Annotated in this window: 1 pseudogene; it reads left to right on the forward strand. The window is 33.9% G+C overall.

The features are described from left to right. Positions 1-12 precede the first annotated feature (12 nt). Positions 13-1465: pseudogene (locus tag CYP05_RS04425) on the forward strand (aminotransferase); the annotation flags it as partial.

A 1465-nucleotide genomic window follows, 5' to 3' on the forward strand; every position in this document is an offset into this window, starting at 1 on the left:
TAAGGAGTAACTATGATAGTTAAGATCTCAAAGGGAGAAAAAGGCGTAGCTGATTATCTAAAAACTGGTAAGAAAAGAGATTCAAAGCTAACTAGAGATGAAAAAGATGATAGATTGCCACTGGCTGGAAATTTAGATCTTATCGAGATGTCTGAAAGGCACCAGAGCAAGAAAAAGAATAAGAAATATAACTACTATCATATATCCTTGTCATTTACTTCAGAGGAGTGGAGCAGGCTATATGAAAGTGGCAATATAGATGAGTTTATAATGGACTTTTTAAGGCTAACTTTCCCAAATCACGACATAGATGAGCTACTTTTTTATGCTGAAGCTCATCTTCCTATAATAAAAGAAGAGCCATATATTCCTCGCCCAGAAGGGGCACTAGAAAATAGAACATTAAACAAGAAACATAAAAATGGCGAACCATTAAAAAGAGAGCCTCACATCCATCTAATAGTCTCTTTTGAAAATATGAAATTTACTCATAGTGTAAAAACTGGTGGAGTTATATATACAAAAGGTGCATCCAAACAACAAGCAAAAGCCATCATGGCTAAATCAGTAGAGAAATTTAAAAGAGTGGTTAATGACATCTTATCTAACAAGTATGGATTAAATAATATAGAGCCTTTAGGCATGGATGAAGACCAACTAGAAAAGCAATATGAAAGCTTTAAAAGTGCAGCACAAAAGGTTAGGAAAGGCAAAGAAAAAGATACGCAAATGAAGATAGAAACAGATGTGGTAATCGAGCCAAAAGACAGCACAAAAGAGCAAAACATAAGTGTTGAAGAGCTGCTAGCTGATGCTAAAAATTCTACAGCTGATTATATATTAAGAATGATAGAGGAAGATGATGGTTTCAAAAAAGACTACTATGATAGGGCAAAGAGACTTAATGCAGTGGATATAAGAGAATTTTTGCCTATGATCAATGCAAAATTTAACATCACCGCAAAACCTGAAATGGTAAATGACAAATATAAAGTAAGAGTGGATGGGTTTAAAGGAACTTATAATCTAACTGATCTAATGTGCAAGATAGTCTATAATGGCAGAAAAGGAGCATTATTTCACGTAGTTAATGAGCTAGAGCAAATGCTTATAGAGCTTCGAGCCAATAAAAATGAGCCAAAGATAACATTAAGTGTAAGTAGTGACTTTAGCACGCCAAATAAGAACCCAAAAACTCAAGTGCTAAATAGCTGGGAAACGATACGAATAGAGCCATACAATCTAAAATCAATACTTAAAAACTATTCAGCTATATCAGTGGCAAGTTTCAAAGATAAAAGTGAAGAAGCTAGCAGTATTGATAGCATAACTCCTACGCTTATATATGATATAGATAACTCTAAATTTACTATAAGTGATGCTCAAAATTTACTGCAAAGCAAAGGAATAAAGGGCTTTATATATCCAACAAGCTATCAAGCACCAGATGCAAAAGTAGAGAAAT

The sequence above is a fragment of the Campylobacter concisus genome (genome assembly GCF_002913545.1).
In the GTDB taxonomy this organism is placed as follows: domain Bacteria; phylum Campylobacterota; class Campylobacteria; order Campylobacterales; family Campylobacteraceae; genus Campylobacter_A; species Campylobacter_A concisus_AV.